This window comes from Protofrankia sp. Cas4 (genome assembly GCF_963555915.1).
Taxonomy (GTDB): domain Bacteria; phylum Actinomycetota; class Actinomycetes; order Frankiales; family Frankiaceae; genus Protofrankia.
The window spans coordinates 1-19,273 of sequence record NZ_CAUVXL010000093.1 but is presented as its reverse complement, the minus strand read 5'-3'; the positions used below and the strand labels follow the sequence as shown (position 1 = coordinate 19,273).

Annotated in this window: 10 protein-coding genes and 1 pseudogene; 3 read left to right on the top strand and 8 right to left on the bottom strand. The window is 68.9% G+C overall.

The features are described from left to right. Positions 1-1,232, bottom strand: a pseudogene (locus tag U9979_RS08670) (hypothetical protein); the annotation flags it as partial. Between the two features lie 273 nt (positions 1,233-1,505). After that, positions 1,506-2,927 (bottom strand): polysaccharide biosynthesis protein, encoded by a 1,422-nt coding sequence (locus U9979_RS08665; RefSeq protein WP_322778958.1) that lies wholly within the window; start codon positions 2,925-2,927, stop codon positions 1,506-1,508. 217 nt (positions 2,928-3,144) lie between these two features. On the opposite strand from U9979_RS08665, the gene U9979_RS08660 reads away from it, so the two are divergent. Then, positions 3,145-4,689, top strand: a complete 1,545-nt coding sequence (locus U9979_RS08660; protein ID WP_322778957.1) for a glycosyltransferase family 4 protein — start codon at positions 3,145-3,147, stop codon at positions 4,687-4,689. A gap of 77 nt (positions 4,690-4,766) precedes the next feature. Here the strand turns inward: U9979_RS08660 and U9979_RS08655 are convergent, their stop codons facing one another. The 3 genes from U9979_RS08655 to U9979_RS08645 all read right to left on the bottom strand — a co-directional run bounded on the left by U9979_RS08655 (position 4,767) and on the right by U9979_RS08645 (position 12,179). Beyond that, a complete protein-coding gene (locus U9979_RS08655; protein ID WP_322778956.1) occupies positions 4,767-6,218 on the bottom strand; it encodes a hypothetical protein in 1,452 nt (483 codons plus the stop codon). Positions 6,219-7,017: 799 nt separating this feature from the next. Next, the gene (locus U9979_RS08650) at positions 7,018-11,175 is read right to left on the bottom strand and encodes an alpha-(1->3)-arabinofuranosyltransferase domain-containing protein (RefSeq protein ID WP_322778955.1); all 4,158 of its coding nucleotides are present in this window, start codon (positions 11,173-11,175) and stop codon (positions 7,018-7,020) included. Then, on the bottom strand, positions 11,172-12,179 hold the full coding sequence (locus tag U9979_RS08645; RefSeq protein ID WP_322778954.1) for a dolichyl-phosphate beta-glucosyltransferase: 1,008 nt from the start codon (positions 12,177-12,179) through the stop codon (positions 11,172-11,174). The genes U9979_RS08650 and U9979_RS08645 overlap by 4 nt, the downstream gene beginning before the upstream one ends. Before the next feature lie 1,013 nt (positions 12,180-13,192). Here U9979_RS08645 and U9979_RS08640 point away from each other — a divergent pair. Further along, the gene (locus tag U9979_RS08640; RefSeq protein ID WP_322778953.1) at positions 13,193-13,507 is read left to right on the top strand and encodes a hypothetical protein; all 315 of its coding nucleotides are present in this window, start codon (positions 13,193-13,195) and stop codon (positions 13,505-13,507) included. A 78-nt stretch (positions 13,508-13,585) separates the two neighbouring features. On the opposite strand, the gene U9979_RS08635 is transcribed toward U9979_RS08640, so the two are convergent. The 3 genes from U9979_RS08635 to U9979_RS08625 form a co-directional block, all read right to left on the bottom strand. Beyond that, on the bottom strand, positions 13,586-14,068 hold the full coding sequence (locus U9979_RS08635) for a ribose-5-phosphate isomerase (protein WP_322778952.1): 483 nt from the start codon (positions 14,066-14,068) through the stop codon (positions 13,586-13,588). A gap of 189 nt (positions 14,069-14,257) precedes the next feature. After that, complete coding sequence (locus U9979_RS08630) at positions 14,258-14,899, bottom strand: disulfide bond formation protein DsbA (RefSeq protein WP_322748384.1); 642 nt, start codon at positions 14,897-14,899, stop codon at positions 14,258-14,260. Positions 14,900-14,979: 80 nt separating this feature from the next. Further along, entirely contained in the window at positions 14,980-16,092 is a 1,113-nt protein-coding gene (locus tag U9979_RS08625; protein ID WP_322778951.1) for an AI-2E family transporter, read from the bottom strand. A gap of 448 nt (positions 16,093-16,540) precedes the next feature. Here U9979_RS08625 and pepN point away from each other — a divergent pair, with 448 nt between their 5' ends. Next, entirely contained in the window at positions 16,541-19,108 is a 2,568-nt protein-coding gene (pepN, locus tag U9979_RS08620; RefSeq protein ID WP_322778950.1) for an aminopeptidase N, read from the top strand. Positions 19,109-19,273 lie beyond the last annotated feature (165 nt).

Sequence of the window (19,273 nt, the reverse complement as noted above, 5' to 3'; positions counted from 1 at the left end):
CGCACCGGGACGCTACGCGGAGTGATCGTCCCAAGATCCCGGCGCCCGGCACCCGCGGCATAGGAGAACTCCTGGATGGGGAACGCGACGACCTTGTCGTCCAATGTCCGACAATCAGCGATCAGCACAAAGCGCTCGTCGCCGGCCCGGCTCGTCGGATCGGCGACAACCTCGCGGGGGCTCACCACCACCGGCACGCCGAAGACCCGGACCTCCGGATACTGCCAGGTGGCGCGCACCCGGCCCGCGGTGTCGACGACCAACAACGCGCCCTGGGCGGTGCCGAGGCTGCTGGCGCCAAAGTACTGCGCGATCACCAGGTGACCACTGTCCGGGAGTCTGCTGATCGCCGCCGGGCCGCGTGACCACCTCGGTCCGCCGCTGCCCTCACGCGGGAAGGCGCTCGCGGCCGCGGCGGGCGGCGCGGTCGCGGCGAGCTGGTCGGTCGTCCACGAGCCGGCCGGGTCGTAACGCCACGGTCGTCCCCGCGCCGGGCGGCGGATCTGCCCGAGCGCCGGTAGCTGCCCGTAGACAGCCGTGTCCCAGCCGAAGTAGGACACGGCCGAGACGAACACCACCCGTTCGTCAGGCCCTGAACCGATCACGGTCACATCGGCCACATCAGCTCCGCCGACACCGCGAAACCCCGGCTCGGCGCGTGGCAGCTCCGTACGCCCCGTGCTTGACGGTACGACCAGCCGGGTGAAACTCACCGGACCCGGTTCGAACACCGCCAGCTCCATGCCCGACCCGGTCGGCTCCGCCTGGTTGTCCGAGAAGGGTGTAGTGGCGGTGACGACCGTCCCGTCGGAGGTGACGGTCGACATGTAGGCGGCCTGGCCGGGCCCGAAACCCCAGCCTGGAACATCCACTGTGGCAACCGGGACGCGCTCGGCGTGGTCCCCGAAACTGTCGGGCGCGCCGAAGAGCACAAGCGCGTCGGACGAAACGACTCGCCGCGAGCCACCCACCAGCTTCGCGATTCCCGTGGCGGCGAGAGCGCCGAGACCGGTCGCCGTCGCACCGACCACGATCCGACGGCGGGTCGTGCCCCGATGCGTCCCACCGGACGCGCCACGATCGGTTTCCGGGGGCGCGGGCACGGGTGCCGCCACCGGGGCGGGGACGGCCCCGGGAACAACAGCCGAAGTGACCCCATCGGCGGCAACTGCGGGAGCGGGCAGGGAGGGTGCGGAGGTCCGCCCCGGGGACGCCACGACCAGCCCAGGCATGCCGGCCACCCGATCGCCGCCGCCATGCCCCGCACCATGCTCCGCGCCCGGACGGGCTCCCTGGCCCGGATCACCGGATACATCCCCGCCATGCCCAGGGCCTCCGAGCGCGCGGACAGAACCATGATCGAGCGCCGGTTGGCCACTGGGCGAGGGCGGATGGTCCCCCGGTACGGATTTCCGACGCATGAGTCCTAGTCTCCGATGAAGACCGGGCCGTGGATGGTCAGGATCAAAAAACAGTGGGGTGACGTAGAGCGCCCGCGGGCGCTCTTACCGCTCGCGGGCAGAACTACCGAACAGGGCCGCCGGACTACCGGACAGGGCCGCGGGCCGCGGCGCGCGTTGCGCCGGCGCCAGCGCCGCGGACACGTCGACGGGCTCGTGGCCGCCGGGCCCGGCCGGTGGCCGGGCCGCGACCGGGATACGCAGGTCCGCCGCTGCCGGCCGATGCGCCCGCAACACCATGATGCCGGCCATGGTCGCGGTCACCGCCTGACAGCCGAGACCGACGGTGGCCGTGGCGACCAGGTGACCGCCGGCGGCGACCAAGCCGGCGGCGGTGAGCACGGTACCGGCCGCGAGCACCCCCACTACCTCCCGCCGGCCCGCCCCCAGGAGGTAGTTGGTGAACAGCAGCGTCACGGCAAGACAGGTCATGGCCAGTGCCAGAATCCACAGTGTCGAGGCGCCCGCGGCCAGGTGCGGGCCGAACACCGCTGACAGCACGGGTCTGGCCGCGACCACGCCTGTCCCCACCAGCAGCAGGCCGGGGGCGGCCACCCAGCCGACCGCCGCGAGCAGGGCTGTGGTGGCTGGACGACCCTGTGCCCGGCGCTGAGCCGCCTCCGGGAGCAGGAAGTTCGCCACCGCCAAACCGATGAACACCGGCACCTTGCAGGCCGTCGAAACAGCCGCGTAGGCCCCGACCTCGGCGGGGTTGAGCCAGCCGACGATGACCACATCCATGTTCTGCAGCATCGCGAGCGGCACGAGCGCGCCGAGAGCGGTTGTCGTGTCGTACCAGAGCGCGGGCATGGGTCGGGTGTCCGACATTCCCCGCGTGGTCATTCCCCGCGTAGTCCGGGCCGTACGCCGGCGGGCATGTGCGGTGCCGCACAGAACACCGACGATCAACCCGAGACCCGCACCGTTGACTCCGAATCCGGCGAACGCCAGACCGATGATGACGACGATGCGGCCAGCACCCTCAAGTACGAAATTATAGGCGAGTTCCTGGTAGGCGCGACGCGCCTGCAACAGACCACGCTCGACCGAAAGTGAGACCCAGATCGCAGCTCCCGCGATTGCCTCGGCAATCGCGAATGGATGCGGATAAGACAGGATCGCCGCCACCTGGCCGCATACCAACAGACCGAGGACACAGGTGACAACAACCACAACCATGCCGACACTGCGCAGCCGGCGAATCCAGGACGCCCGTGCGTGTCGGGTATCACCAGGAAAAGATGTGTCCCGCTGGACCACGGCGACCTGCAAGGCCGAGCCGCCCATCGAAAGGATCAGAAAGATCCCGGTCTGAACGACCAGCGCACCATAGTTGGTGGCATTGAGTACCCGCGCGAGTACAAGGTTGACCAGGAGGTTTCCGCCGTTGACGACAACTCCGGCAACCGCGAGCGACCCGGGGCCGGCGAGGCCCCGCACGATCAGCTCACGCGCTGCGATCGCCATCCACCTTCCTCCCGCACGCTTTCGTGTCCGCCAGCGCGTCGGCGTTTTGCCGCCATTTTCCGGACGTCGTCTGCCCACGGTAGGCCAACGCCGTACCCGGCCCGCATCGGGTGCCCGCGATCTGGCACCATCGTCGCGCGGAGTACGGAGCGGTGCGGCGAGACCGTGCCGAAAACAACGGGGCAGGTTGGGGGTCGAGCTGAAGGGAGCAGACCTGGTGCCCGCAATTGCAGCACCAGCGGACGGTCGGGGCAGGCATCTGGATACGCTCGCCGGGCGTCGTGTGGTGTTTCTCAACTGGCGTGATCTTGAGCATCCTCAGGCCGGTGGCGCCGAGCTCTACTGCCAATCGGTCGCAGAACGGTTTGCCGCGGCTGGTGCGCGGGTGAGTCTGCTCACCTCCCGACCGCCCGGCACCCAACGGTCGCAGAACGTACGGGGCATCGACGTCGAGCGCTCAGGTGGGACGTTCGGGGTGTACCCGGCCGCGTTGGCTCGCCTCCTACGCGACCGGCACGACATCGACGCAGTGGTGGACTGCCAGAACGGCATCCCGTTCTTCAGCCCGCTGGTGCTGCCCGGTACCCCGGTCGTCCAGGTTGTGCACCACGTCCACCAGCGGCAGTTCCCGCTCTACTTCCCGGCGCCCGTGGCCAGGATCGGCCAGCTGATGGAGACCCCCGGCAGCCGTTGGGTGTACCGGCAGTGTCCGGTGGCCGTTGTGTCACCCTCGACCAGGGACGAAGCGTGGGAGGTCCTGAAGCTGCGCGGGCCACGTTTCATCGTGCCCGGCGGCGTCGATCTTCCGTGGGATCACGGGTCTGGCCGACCGGCGGACCGACCGACCATCGTCTGTGTGGGCCGCCTCGTCCCGCACAAGCGGCTGCACCTGCTGCTCGACGCGCTTCCCACGCTTCGCGCGGCCCACCCGGGACTGGTCGTCGACGTGGTCGGCGACGGACCGGACCGGGAACGGCTCATCCGGCACGCGGCCGGGCTCGGTCTCGGCGAGGACATTGTGCACTGGCACGGCTACGTGACGGCTATGAAACGGGACCGGCTGCTGTCGACGGCCTGGCTGACTGTCAATCCGTCCCACGGTGAAGGGTGGGGTTTGTCCGTACTGGAGGCTAATGCCCACGGTGTCCCGGCCGTGGCATTCCGCGTGCCCGGGCTACGCGATGCCGTCTGCCATGGCAAAACCGGCTGGTTGGCGGATGACGCTGATGCGCTCGGACCCACGATCGACCGTGCACTTTCCGCCCTCGCGGACCCGGTCACGGCGACCCGCTGGCGCGAACGGGCCCGAGCGTGGGCCGCACGCTTCTCCTGGGACGCCACCGCCGAGCTGCTGGCCCGCATCGTGACCGCCGAGATGGACAGGCTGGACAACCGCACACCGGGCCGCCGCCCGCGGGAGTCACGCCGCGCGGACGTCCTTGTCACCCGAGCGGAATTCCTGCTGTCGCCGAGGCAGGCACTGCCAGTCCTGCGCCGTACCGACCTGGTATATCGCAATATCCCCGAAGGCGACGGGCCTTACCGGGACGGGACGCTGCGCGCCGGGGACGGCTTCGGCCATGCGGTCGCGGTGCTCTACGGTGCGGGCCTCGCCGATGCTCGTGCCGCACTCGATCGGGCCGGTGTCACCGGCCCGATCGAGGTACGGGCCGCGACCGGGGAGGACCTGCTGGTCGCCGCAGTCCGCTGTGCCCGGCCCGATGCCGTGGAAGCGGGCAGAGCCCCTGCCGCGGCCGGTTAGTGCGCCAGGGGTTCCCCGTCCCACGGCACCGAAGCCCTCCATCACGGGTCGACCTGGTCAACCAGGTCGACCCGTGATCAGGTGCGCGGCTCGGGTACCCGGGTCAGGTCATCGAGAGCTACCCGGTAGAGCGCGGCGAAGCGCCGCACAGCGGATTGATCAAAAAGGTCACGATGATAACAGAACGCCAGGTTCAGATCGTCACCATAGCCCGTGGCAGTGATCACGAGCCCCTGTGGCAAACCCGCGAATGCAGCGAAGTACAGCGATGTGATCCGCGGAGTATCAGCACCCGATGTAAGCCGGCCAGGCAGCCGTCCGAGGTTCGTCACGCTGGCCGTCGGCATCAGTAGCGGTCGCGCAACGGTCGCGGCGACGCGCAGCAGCGCGTGCCGCGCCGGGCCGGGCAGCCAGGCTGTACCGCGCAGGGCATTCCCGGTCTCCGCTGGTGGCCCTGCCGCCTTGTTGGCCGCCGTCTGCCTGCACACCGCGGCCAGCAGGGTTTCGGGGTCCCGCCGGTCCAGCGGTGTCATGGCAATCACCGCATCTCCCGTATGGTTGCCGAGGGCAACCTCCCCATCGCGGTCGCGGAGGTTGATCGGCATCCGTACCCGCAACCGCCCGGTCTCCCGCCCGGCCGCGGTGTTCCACTGCTCCACCGCAGCCGCGGCGGCTGCCAACAGAAGATCGTTGACGGTGACCGTGCCACCGGTGGCAGGCCGCCCGGGCTTGGGGACGGGAACCGCCATGCAGTACACGCCGTAGACGCAGGCCCGGCTGTTCGGTGATGTGCGGTTGGCACGGCCGAGGCCGGGCGCGGGGGCGATCCGCCCCTGCACCGGCTGGCGCAGCGGCGCCACGCCAGGCACGAGGCGGCTGATCCGCTCCATGGACGGGGCTGCCCGCCGACGGTGGCGCGGGAGCCCGGCGCACGCGTCGCCCCCGGCGATGTCTCCACCGGCGATGCCTCCACCGGCAATGTCGCCCCCGGCAATGTCTCCACCGGCGATGCCTCCACCGCAGATGTCACCCCTGGCGGTAGCGCTCCCGGAAACACCGCCGTCCACCAGGTTGTCAACAGCTGTCCCGCGTGGACGGCGCGTCCTGGTGACGACACGGGGCTCCAGGGCGACACGGGGCTCCAGTGCGACACGGGGCTCCAGGGCGACACAGCGCTCCAGGATCGCGTGCAGCAACATCGCCACGCTCAATCCGTCGAGAGCGACATGATGCGCGGCAACCGCGAGTGCGTCATCCTCGGGCAACCGCATGTGCAGAACCCGCACCGCAGGCACCCGGCTCAAGGCAAAAGGGCGAGAGCACAGGCCGGCGAACGCATCCCAGAGGTCACCATCATCATGACCGCTGGCTGTGATGATCGGAATATCGGCGACGTCCGGGAATGACCACCGCCGGCCAAGCAGGCCGGTGCGCATCCGTGCTCGCGCCATCGGATACCGGGCCGCGGCACCCTGCACCGCCCTGCGCAACGTCACCAGGTCGATGGCCTCACGGGTGCGTGCGATCATGCCAACCGAAACCGGCGCCGACCGGCGATCAGAAGCCATGATCATATTTTCCAGCACCGAAAAACGCCGGTCACGAGCAGGCCGCACCGGCTCGTGCCCTGCGTGCACCGGACCTGCGTGCACCGGACCTGTATGCACCGGCCCGGTCGACAGGTGGGGAGTGGATGACCCGGATCGGGGATACGGAATCAGGCTGACAAGTGGTTCCGCAACCGGCGCCGGCCGCCACATCTCGCGGGAGTCGATTCTGACACCTTCCTTCGGCTCAGAGCGGCGAAATGTCCCCACGACACACCCCACACGACCCAGTTTCCGTCCCGTCAGGTCAGTTGACGAGATTCGGGCAGGAATAGTGGCGAAGACCTCTTTTATCGCCGGATACGTCGCACGAACCGATCACCTGCGGCAGACCCGGAACAAATCCACTGGATGCGGCTCTTCTCAGGTGAACCGATGAGATGCGAGAACGGCCGATTCGCAGCCGGTCAAGGCTGTAATGACCTACTGGCAGGCTCGGGCGGCGTTCACTCTATATACCCGGCAACCCGGTATAGATATGCCGGATTGCCTGCGAGATTGCCTGGTCACGCAGCAACGCCGCTTCCAACCAGAAGAGCACATTGCCGAACATGCCCAGTCGAAAAATACACAACTAACACCCAACTGCTAAACAATATTGATGCATGATAGCCGATGATCCGCCACGCAGGATCCAGCGAAACCGAGCGTGCCCGGCACCAGAGGGGTAGATCAAGGAATCCCGAGTCCACAGCGGGGCGGACCGACCGGACCTGCCCCGCTATCGACGATCGCTCTGAGCGGGGACCGACACCGACGGGCGATCGGCTGGCCGCACGACGCGACGGACGGCCGTGGATGTGAGCACGCATGCGAACGCGCCTGCGCCGCACAGCTGGACCTGCCAGCCGAAGGCTCCCCGGCCAGAGCCCGGGAGGCTGTCGGGCGTCAGCGCCACCACCGTCACGGCAGCGCCCACGCAGCCGGCGGCAAGCCAGGACAGCCCGGTTGACCAACGTCGAGCAACCGCGACCAGCGCCGGGATTACCAGCGCAACCGGACCTGCGACCAGTGTAACCGCGCACATGCCGGCCGCGATGACACCGTAGCGGAGCTGATCTCGCACCTGCTCGGGCTGTTGCCGCCGGACCCACCGACCGGTGCCCCACCGACCGGTACCCCAGCGTCGGGTACCCCAGCGACGGGTGCGCTGCCCACGCGATGCCCGGCCGGCCGGCTTGCGCAAGCCGGCCGGGAGCACCGCCAGCGCGATCAGCCCCGCGACCATGATCATGCCGACGCCGAGGTCACGGCGGTACGTCTGCCCGGGCCGGTTCACGATGACAATCGTTCCGGCCACCCCGGCCGGAATGATCCATCCTTGCTGCCAGCCATCCAGTCGGATCACCGGAAGCGACACGCCGTTCACGGTCGCGGTCCACGAAGCGTTGGCGTTCTCCCGGACGGCAAGATAGCTACGCTCCCCCGCCGCAATCTCGACCGTGCGCCGCTCCGAGGTCCAGCCGGTGATCCGAGTACCCCGAACAGGTACCGAAGGCGCCGCTAGCGCGCCGTCGACCAGGGTGAGGGAGCCAACCGCGAACGGCGCCGACCCGGGTTCGGTCGTCAGCAGATGCGGGCCGGCGCTCAAGGTGACCGTTCCACCGTCGGTGCACAGACTCATCGTGACGGACCGGAGCGCTCCAGCGTCATCCGGCCGGCCGTCGAGCCGGGTGGAATACCGTTGCCCGTCAATGATCACCATCGGACCCGAGCCGCAGGGAAGGGCGACGGGCTCCGTCCCCGACTGCCCGGGGCCTGTAGCCACGCTCGACGAGCCGTCGCCACGTGCGCTCTGACCGCCGGTGCCGTCCTGTCTGCCGTCGGACATCCCGCCGGCTCCGGTCAGTAGGGGCGCGATCGGCACCGCCGCACCCCGGACGGTGAACGCAAGGGGCCGCGGTACATCAAACCGCCGACTGAGCTGCCGCTCTTCATCATCCTCGAACGGCTGGGACGGATCGGCCCGGTTACGCGCGAACGCGTAGACGATCCGCCCGGACGCCGTGCCGGAGAACCACCGTGCCATGTCGGAGGGTGCCTGCAGATACCGCTGAAATCTGATCCCGGGAATCGTCAGTTCACGAATTCCCGCGCCCAGAAAGGGGCCCCCGCCGCCGGCAACCTGCTCGAAGCCGACCCGGAACCACCGGGTCGGACCGGTGGGTACCGCGAGCTGCTGTGCGGATTCGATCGGCTTGACCGGGGTGACCACCGAACCGGCCTGGGTGGTCACCCGCAGCGCCCGCACGGTCGGACGGGACGGGCTCTCCTCCAGCAGCTGCACCGTCAACGTCGGTACCTCGACCGTTCGCGCGACGTCGACCTGCAACCACTGCCCCGCCGAGCCCCGGTCGGTCCTCAGACTCTGCCATGCCGAACTGGGATCACCGTCCACGGCGTTCGCGGGCGCCAGGTCAGGCGCGGCCACCAACTCAAAGCCGTAGGACGACGCGGTGACCGACATCCCACCGACATAGCCGGCCGTCGTCTGGTGCTCGGCCGCCGGCCGATCGGTCCACTGATCGGGTGGCCCCGTGGCACCCGCGACGTCCTCATGCGGCCCTAGGACGTAGGACTGAGCGCCGTGGACGAGCCCAAACCGATTGTCACGGCGGGTGAATGTGTCTGTCACCACCCAGGTGGTCCGTGGGCCGACGACATCGGCCGCAGCCGGATCAGCCGCGGTGGGATTATCCGCGGTGGGGCCAGCTGCGGTGGGGCCAGCCGTTGCGGCCAGGTCACCGGCCAACACGGCGGCCTGGTCGGGCAACACCCGCTGGGCCGCCATCTCCACGGTCGCCTCGGCACCCCCGGACACAATCAGCGCCGTAGCTGCCGGATACGCCTGCACCATGCTGGCTCCGCCCGGGACCACCCACACCTCCAGGGCAGGCACCCGCTGCGTCGGATTACGTAGCGCCGGGACAAGCCTGGCGTTTCCCGCGGAACGGGCCGGGAGCATCGGGCCGAACCTCGCGGCCTGCTGCAGACCGGATCCGCGCAGCGCACCGCTGATCTGCGCGGATGACGGCGGCACGTCCCAGTCCTTGTTCTGCAGATCATTGCGGACCAGCACCTGGCCGATCCCGGCCCGGGCCAGTGCCTCGGCAAGCCCTGGTGCGGATCCGAGCGTGAGCTGGCGTTCGATCCCGTCCATCCACCGGATGACGCCGGTCCCACCGAGCGGGATCAGGCTGCGAACCCCCCAGGGTGTCTGTGCCAACCACTGCATCGGCTCGTCCAACGGCCGACCCCAGCTGTACTCACCGAACGCCGTTCCCGGCAGCACCAAGGTCCGGCCGCCGGCCGGATTTCGCGCCAGCCACTGCGCAGCCTGCCCCCAGTAGCCCGGAACGTTACGGAATGTGCCGGCAGGAGTGAGCTTGCCCGCAAGTGCGGGGGTCATTCCCGCAATCACGCAGGCGGCGGTCACGACGGTCACGACGACCACGACCAGACCCGGCCGCCGCGCGGCGACCCTGCGGCGCCCGACCGGCCGCCCACGCCGGATGAACCGGATGATCGGGTCGCGCCGCCGGACCCCGCCAACCGCGCCACCCCGATCGGGGCGCCGCCACGAGGCCGCGACGGACAGGGCATGAGCGAGGCCGAGCGCCATCGGTAGTCGGACCACCGGCTGGAACTTGTAGACATTGCGCAGGAAGCCGAACGGAGCGCCGAACAGATCGCGGACGGTATCCGCCAAGGGACTTGCGGGTTGCCCAGGGTAGGCAGCGCAGATGGCGACGACCCCGACCCCGAACGTGAGCACCAGAAAGCGTCGGGCCGGCAGATCGGCGCGCGCGAGCCCCCAGACTCCGAGTGCCGCCACCAGGCCGGATCCGAGAACCGCGGCGAAGGTGGTGACGTATTCGGACGCCGCGGGCAACCATGGACTCGGCAGACGCAGGTAGGCCATCCAGTCGCTGGCGCCCCGCAACGCCTCGCCGACCGACGTCGTGGCGGTCGTGGTGACGGCGGTCTCGGTGTAAGGAAGAAAATTGAGGCCGTACCGCCGCTGCGTCGCCAGCGCCAGGACCCACCATCCGGTCGCGAGCAGCACCGACAGGATCCACCAACCCCGAAGGGCCCAGGCCCGCCGGTCTGTTCCGGCCAGAACGAGCACGACAGCCGGGCACAGCAGGACGTCCAGGGTGACGCTCGCGTTGACGCCGCCGGTCGCGAAAATCGCGAGCCCGGACAGTGCTGCGGCCCGCCGCGGCGACAGCTGCCGCAACGATCCGGATGAATCCCGCCGCACCGCGAGCACGAGCGGAAGGACCATCCACGGCAGCATTGCACTCCCCGTCAGCGCGACGGAGGTGGAGCCGATCTTTCCCAGGACGAACGGCGATACGGAGTAGGCAATCCCGCCGATCACCCGATGCGTCCGGCCACCGACGCGCAACGTGTCCGCGAGCCGGATGACTCCCCACGAAGCGACGGTCAGTATCAGAGCCATCCACAACCGCTGGGTGACCCACGGTGGTAGGCCCAGCACCTTCCCGCCGGCGAAGAACGACCCCATCGGGAACAGGTAGCCGACGTACTGGTTGGGGAGCAGGCCGAAGTCCGAGCTCGAACGCCACAGATGGGTGCTGGCGGCAAGGAAGCCGGCCGGGTCCACCGCAAGATCGAGCTTGGTGTCCGCAGCAAGCCTGCCAGGCGCCTGGAGCAGACACAGCAGGACGAAACCGGCGGCCATCGCCGCGATGGACCACCGCGGCGTACGGCCGAGGTGGTCGGAGACCGCCACGAGTGCGCCACCCTGCGGGCCGGACGGCGACGGCGACGACGGTGACGACGGTGACGACGACGACGACGACGACCGCAACGACCACCGGACCGCCGGATTGTCTGCTCCAACGATGATCATACGACCTCGCGCGGAGCCGACGTCAGGCCGGGGTCCCGTCCACCTCCGGTCCTGGTCGACCCGGGCGTCTGTACCGAGCTACCGTCGGCAGTCATACCGCCCGTACCCATACCGGCCGTACCCATACTGAGCACCCGGGCGCCCGGAGTCCGGGATGCCTCCGCCTCCGGCGCTGGATGGGTGCCCGTCCCTGCCGCGGCACCCAGGCGCCTTGCCTCAGCCAGCGGCGAGGGTACCGCCTGCAGGACCACCGACGGCGCTGCCTGGCTGGTCCGCAGGTGCAGCGGCGTGGGCAGGACAGGTACCCGCCGCCGGTACCGCCGGGCCCGCATCACGTCGACCAGCATCGCCGGGGTGTGCCTGGTGACCCGAAAGGTCCCGCCGGCCATCTCCGACCAGTGCACGGGAACCTCGGCGATTCGGTAACCCATCGACCGCGCAAGCGCGATGACCTCAACGTCGAAGCCGAAACCCGTGGACCGCGACAGGCTGAAGAGCAGCTTCGCCTCGGCATGCCGAAACGCCTTGAAGCCACACTGGGTGTCGGCGACGTCCAGTCCCGCAAGGGTCCGGGTGATTCGGTTGAACGCCCAGCTACCCATCCGCCGGCCGCTCGTGCGTAGCGCGTTGTCACCGATCCGGCGCGACCCGAGCGCAACCTCGGCATCGTTGAGCGCCGCGAGAAGCGGCGGCAGGTCGTTGAGATCCGAAGCCATATCCGCGTCCATGAACACGATCGACGCGCCCCGCGCCATCGCGACACCCGTGCGAATTGCCGTACCCTTACCGGAGTTCCACGGAAGGCTCACGACGCGTGCCCGCGGCAGCTCACTCAACAACCGCTCGGCAACCTCAGCAGTACGGTCGGTACTGCCGTCGTCCACAAGGATCACCTCCGCGCCGGCAAGCGTGCTCACCACAGCCACCAGACGGGGCAACGCCTCCGGGAGCCGGTGCGCCTCGTTGTAGGCGGGGATGACGATACTGACGGGAACGTGGTCCAAGAGTCACTCCCAAGCTGCGTCGGCAACGACAAGGGCGGTCGCGATCACCTGCCGATCGCGAAACACCTCGTCACGCCCGAATAGGTCCGGCCGAAGCTTCGATACGGCATCGCCGCGCCGGTGCGATCCGAGCTGCCAAATCAGTATTCACCCGGCGAGGACCGACCGACGATCCACCATTGCGCCGCCAACAGACTGGCGGCACGTGCTGGCCACGCGGGATGGACAGCAGGTATCCGTACATGCGCCCACCCATCCTTTCACCGGCCTTCCCCGAGGCCTCCGGCAACACGACACGAACCATGCCCGCAGGGATCTCGCGGCGAACGTCGTACCCGAGCCGACGACCCGCGAACGCCGCCGCCCACCCACCGTTCGGCACCGCTTGACGCACCTACACCTCGGACATCCTCTCGCAGGCGGGGCGCCCCTCTTCGCCCGCCACCCGCACGTCACTGCGACACACATCCGACAATGACCCCTTCGTCACACCATGCCCACCGTCGGATACCGAATCGTCACCGACCGGGATGGGGGTTATGCCACCGGCGACCTTGCGTCGACAGTTGTCTGCGTATTGTCAATGAATCGTGCTGCCGTGGATGACGAGTGCTCACCGGCACGATCACGCGCCCTGACCCCACGCCGATCCCACCCTGATCGCGCCAGTCGTTCCCACCAGCGCCCCCTCCGACAGTGTTCGGACGAAAGACAATCGGAACAGGTCTGCACCCCGTTTATTCACCCAACGGTGGTACTGTCGTCGAAATACTGAGGCTGATACCAAGCGTAATCGAACGAAAGATCTGAAACGGACTCGTAAAGTACGCAGCCCGGCCGCCAACTCCCTTCGGATCTCGCCGGTGCGGGTCAATGCATTGTGCCTGAGAACCGGTTGCGAATCCTGTGTCCGGGCGATCCGCGCCCAGCCGGCCCATGCCCCCCGCACCGGGGCATTCTGGATCCCGAGGATGTCCGCGCCGGGTGGGCGTCGCACCGAACAGGAGTGATCGATGACGGAAGGCCCTGCGACAGCCACCAGCCCCGGCGACGACGGTCCGACCCCACCGAGCCCAGCCGGTTCCGACAGCGATCCGACCGAGCGATCAGGGCGTCGGCGGGACATGGGTGATCCCGGCCTACGTGCCCTGGTCGGCGCCGGACGCTCGCGGCTGCCGCCGGGAACGGCTATGCGAGCCCGGGACGTCGCCCGGCCCGACCTCGACGACATGGCCGAGGCTGAACGCACCGTCGTCCTTCGGCGGCGTCCATGGACCGACTCCGCCACCGCCCCCACGACCGTCCCCCGAACGCAGCGTCGAGGGTAACTCAGACCGCCCTGACGCCTGCGTCAACACCTGTTTCAATCCTTGCGTCCGGCTGGGCCGTAGGCCGGGGCACTCGGGTCAGGGAGCCAGTGGCGCGGACGTGATCGGCACCACGCCAGATCGCTCGTAGGCCGTGAGCATGGTGATCCGCCGGATGTGACGTTGCTCGGCGCTGAACAGCGTCCCCAGGAACACCTCGATGAGGCCGACGGCCTCCGCAACGGTGTGCATCCGCGCACCGATACTCGCGACGTTCGCGTCGTTGTGCAGCCGGGCGAGCCGGGCCGTTTCGGTATTCCAGACGAGGGCGGCGCGCACGCCGGTGACCTTGTTCGCGGCGATGGCCTCGCCGTTGCCGGACCCGCCGATGACGACACCCAGACTGCCCGGTTCGCCCACTACGGCCGCGGCTGCCGCGATCACGTACGGCGGGTAGTCATCATCCGGGTCGTAGGCGGCCGGGCCGTGATCAACTGCCGAATGACCCAGCTCGGCCAGTCGAGTGATCAATGAGGTCTTGAGTTCGAAGCCCGCGTGGTCGGAACCGAGATGGACGCGCATGGAACGAAATGATGCCCGTCGCAGGCCGCCGTTACTCCCCCCGCTCCAATGATCTAGAAAAGACACACCTGACGGGCGACACCCGCGGGGCATCGGTCCCCGATCCTGTTCACCGGATGGTCCTTGACAGCAACAACCCGCTCACAGCGGCTGGCACCGACCCGGTCGGACCCGATCCGAGTGGGCGGATCAGTCGAACACGGGGCCGCTGTCCCGGGTGCGCTTGAGCTCGTAGAAGCCGGGAGTGCCCGCGACCAGCAGCACGCCGTCCCAGAGCCGGCCCGCGGCCTCGCCCTTGGGCGTCGGCGTGACGACGGGGCCGAAGAACGCCGTGTCCGCCACCGCGATCACCGGCGTGCCGACGTCCATGCCCACGCGGCTGATCCCGTCCTGATGGCTCGCCCGCAACGCATCGTCGAACTCCTCCGATGTCGCCGCATCAGCAAGATCCGGCTCCAGGCCGACCTCGGCCAGCGCCGCCGCGAAGGTGCCGGCTTCCCACTCGGCCTTCTGCAGGTGGCGACGCCGGCCCAGCGCCGTGTACAGCGGCAGCAACACGTCCTCGCCGTGCCTCGCCGCGGCAGCCACGCAGATCCGCACCGGGCCCCACGCGCGGTCCATCAGCTGCCGATATTCGTCCGGGAGGTCCCTGCCCTGGTTGAGCACGGCCAGGCTCATCACATGCCAACTGAAGCGCACCGGCCGGACCTGCTCGACGTTCAGCGCCCAGCGCGAGGCCAGCCATGCCCACGGGCAGCTGGGGTCGAACCAGAACGCGGCTGTGGTGACCGGCGTGACTGATTCGTGATCCGTGGTGGTGGTCGAGACCACCTGTGGTGAAACGCTCTGCGTGGACACAAGCCGCTCCTGATCATCCGACGAGATGGGCCCGGCACTCTCCTGTGTCCGACTCAACCATCGCAAGCAGCTGACTGTTTCCCGGACCGGGCCAGGTAGCCGGCCACCCGGTTGACCACGGCGACGAACGGCACAGCGGCAATCGCTCCCGGGATACCGGCCAGCACACCACCGGCGGACAGCGAGATGACGATCGCCAGTGGATGCAGACGCACGGCCCGCCGCATCACCAGCGGCTGCAGCAGGTGGCCCTCGACCTGCTGAACGCCGACCGCGACCGCCAGAATGACCAGGGCGGGCACCCAACCGTTGGAGACGAGCGTGACCAGCACCGCCGCCCCGCCGGCCACGGCAGCGCCGACGATCGGGATGAACCCGCCCAGAAACGTCAGCAGAGCCAGGGGTGCCACGAGGGGAACCCCGACCACCAACAACCCGATCGTGAGACCGGCGGCGTCCACGAGCGCTACCACCATGGTGCCGCGGACGTATCCGGTCAGTGTCGACCATGCCTCCCGGCCCGCGCCGCGCACCCGTGCCTCACTGTCAGGTGGGAAGCGGGTGACGATCCAGCCCCAGATCCGGTCACCGTCGTGGACGAAGAAGAACGTCGAGAACAGCATGAGCAGAAGGCCCGTGAGCACCTCGGCGGCAACGGTGGCGCCGGAGAGCACGCCGGAGGCAAGGCGGCCCCGGTTGTTCGCCAGCGTCTGGGTGATGGTGTTGGTGAGATCGTCCAACTGCTTCTGCGACAGGTGCAGCGGTCCGTCCTGCAGGTAGTCACGGACCTGTTCCACACCATTGCCGACCTGATCAGCCAGGCTCGGAAACTCGTTGGCCGCATTGAAGCCGACACCCACGCCCACGCCCACCACAATGATCAGGAAACCGACGACGGTCAGGAAGGAGGAGGCCAGTCTCGGCACCGAGTGTCGGCGCAGGGCCAACGCAACCGGGCGGATCAACGCGCTGATGAGCAGACCGGCGATCACCGGAATCACCACGATGCGGATCCGGCCGACGGCCATCAGGATGACGTAGATCGCCGCACCGATGATGAGAAGGCGCCAGGACCAGCCGGCGGCCACCCGCAAAGCCGCGGGCACCTGCGGTTCGACCCGAGCCGTGGGCGCCGGGGCCGTGGGCGCCGGGGCCGTGGGCGTCACAGGGGCGGGCGTCTGCTCCGCCCCAGCAGACGGTCCGGGTGGTCCGGGTGGCCCGGGCGGACCGGGCGGACCGGGCGGAGCCGTGTCCCTCGGCCGGGAAGGACGCCCAAAACCGGTCACACGCCTCACCGATGTTCTCCCTCACCGTCACGGCGCCTGCCGTGCTTGAGCCGGCCATGCCGCCCGAACGTTTCAAACCCGCATCAAACCCGACCACGGGCGCACCGGGTAGCTGTTTGTCCGTACCGGCCACAGATCGCCACCGACCACAGATCCGTACCAGCCACAGATCGCTACCGGGTATGCCCGATGGAGCGGACGTGCCGGGTGCCTGGAGCGTGGGAGACTGTGGGATCCGCGCCGTTGTGCCGCCCAAGCCGCCGGACCCGGACGTCCGCCACCCTCGCCCCGGTGCGGGACGCTCATCCGACCTGCCGAAAGGACCTGCGTGTCAGCCAACAACCTCACCCGCGACGAGGCGCGTGAGCGCGCCCGGCTGCTCAACGTGTCTTCCTACGAGGTGAACCTCGATCTGACGGTCGGCGACGTCACGTTCGCCGCCCGGACGACGGTGCGCTTCACCTGTGCCGAGCCGGGCGCTTCCACCTTTATCGAGCTGATCGCCCCGACCGTCCGCTCGGTGACCCTCAACGGCCGGAGCCTGGACCCGGCCGAGGTGTACGAGGCGAGCCGGATCGCGCTTTCGGATCTGGCGGAGGTCAACGAGCTGGAGGTGGTGGCCGACTGCGCCTACTCGAAGACCGGCGAAGGCCTGCACCGTTTTGTCGACCCCGTCGACAGCGCCGTCTACCTGTACACCCAGTTCGAGACCTACGACGCCCACCGGATGTACGCCTGTTTCGACCAGCCGGACCTGAAGGCGGTCTTCCATCTGTCGGTGGTCGCCCCGGCCGGCTGGACGTGCATCTCCAACGGACGCCGGCTGGAGTCCACCGACGCGGAATCGCAGCGGCCCTTCTGGCTCTTCGATGCCACACCGGTCATCTCGACCTACATCACCGCGCTGGTCGCCGGCCCCTATCACGAGGTCCGTGACCACCACGACGGAATCGACCTGGGCCTGTACTGCCGGCAGTCGCTGGCCGAGTTCCTCGACCCGGACGAGCTCCTCACGATCACCAAGGCCGGCTTCGACTTCTATCACCGGGTGTTCGACTACCGGTACCCGTTCGACAAATATGATCAGCTCTTCGTCCCCGAGTTCAACGCGGGTGCGATGGAGAACGCCGGTTGCGTGACGTTCCTGGAGGACTACGTCTTCCGCGCAAAGGTCACCGAGGCCCGCCGGGAGCGGCGAGCCGAGACGATCCTGCACGAGATGGCCCACATGTGGTTCGGCGACCTCGTGACGATGCGCTGGTGGGACGACCTGTGGCTGAACGAGTCGTTCGCGACGTTCATGTCGGTGCTCGCCCAGGTCGCCGCGACCCGGTTCACCAACGGTTGGACGACGTTCGCCAACGCCGAGAAGGGCTGGGCCTACCGGCAGGACCAGCTGTCCTCCACCCATCCCATCGTCGCCGACGCGCCCGACATGGACGCGGTACGCACGAACTTCGACGGGATCACCTACGCCAAGGGCGCCTCCGTCCTCAAGCAGCTGGTGGCGTGGGTCGGCCAGGAGGAGTTCCTGGCCGGGCTGCGGTCGTACTTCCGCCGGTACGAGTACGCCAACACCTCGCTGCGGGATCTGCTGGACGAGCTGGAGAACGCAAGCGGCCGGGACCTCTCCGTGTGGTCGGCGGACTGGCTGGAGACCACCGGAGCCAACACCCTGCGTGCCCGTTTCGAAACCGACTCATCCGGCCTGTTCACGGCGTTCGACCTGGTGCAGGAACCGGCGTCGTCACCGTCCACGGCGAGCCGGACGCTGCGGCCGCATCGGCTGGCGATCGGCCTGTACGACCGTGCCTCCGACGGGTCGCTGCTACGCCGCGAGCGCATCGAACTGGACGTCGTCGGCGCGCTGACCGAGATCCCGAAGCTCGTCGGCGCCCGCCGGCCCGACCTGATTCTGATCAACGACGACGACCTCACCTACGCCAAGATCCGCCTGGATGACCGGTCCCTGGCGACGCTGATCGACTCGATCGGCGCGATCCGCGATTCGCTCCCACGGACGCTGTGCTGGGCGGCGGCCTGGGACATGACGCGCGACGCCGAACTCGCCGCGCGGGACTACGTCGCCCTCGTGCTCTCCGGTGTGGACACCGAGGACGACATCGGCGTGGTGCAGTCGCTGCTGGCCAAGGCACAACTCACGATCGACACCTACGGGGATCCGGCAAACCGGTCGGGCGCGTTGCGGGCGCTGTCCGCGCGGGCCGAGGAGCTGCTGGCCACGGCCGAGCCCGGCAGCGACCTCCAACTGGTCTACGCGACCACCGTCGCCCACGCCGAAGAACCCGACCAGGTCGCACGCGTCCGCGCCGTCTTCGAGGGCGCCGAGGTCATCGACGGGCTCGCCCTCGACACCGAGCTGCGCTGGACCCTGCTCATCCAGCTGGTTGCACGCGGCGTGTACGGAGTCACCGAGATCGAGGCCGAGCTCGCCCGCGACCCCACCGCGACCGGCGAGAAGCGGGCCGCCACCGCCCGCTCGGCCCGGCCCACCGCCGAGGCGAAGGCCGTCGCGTGGGCCGCGGCGATGGAGTCCGACAAACTGTCGAACCATCTGCTGGTGGCGACCATAGGCGGCTTCTGGATGCCCGGCCAGGACGAGCTGACCCGGCCGTACGTGGACCGCTACTTCGCCGAGATCGGTCAGATCTGGCGGACCCGGACCTTCGACACCGCCCAGACGATCACGCAGATGCTCTTCCCGGCCGCGATCATCGAACCGGAGACGGTCGAGGCGGTGGACGCCTACCTCGCCGATCAGGAACCGGTACCCGCGCTGCGCCGGGCGCTGGTCGAGGGCCGCGACGGGCTGGTGCGCGCGCTGCGCGCCCGCGCCAAGGACGTCGAGGCCGCCGCGGCTGCCGCCGGCTCCTGACCACGCCGGCTCCTGACCACACAGGCAGCGGATCCCGCTGGCCCGCGGTCGTCATCACGATCGCGGGCCAGCCCTGCCATCCAGGTCGGATCAACGACCCGGGGAGCCCGGCCTCCGGCAGCGCGAAAAACCATAATCGCGCCGCCTTTGGCCCTCTAGCCCTGT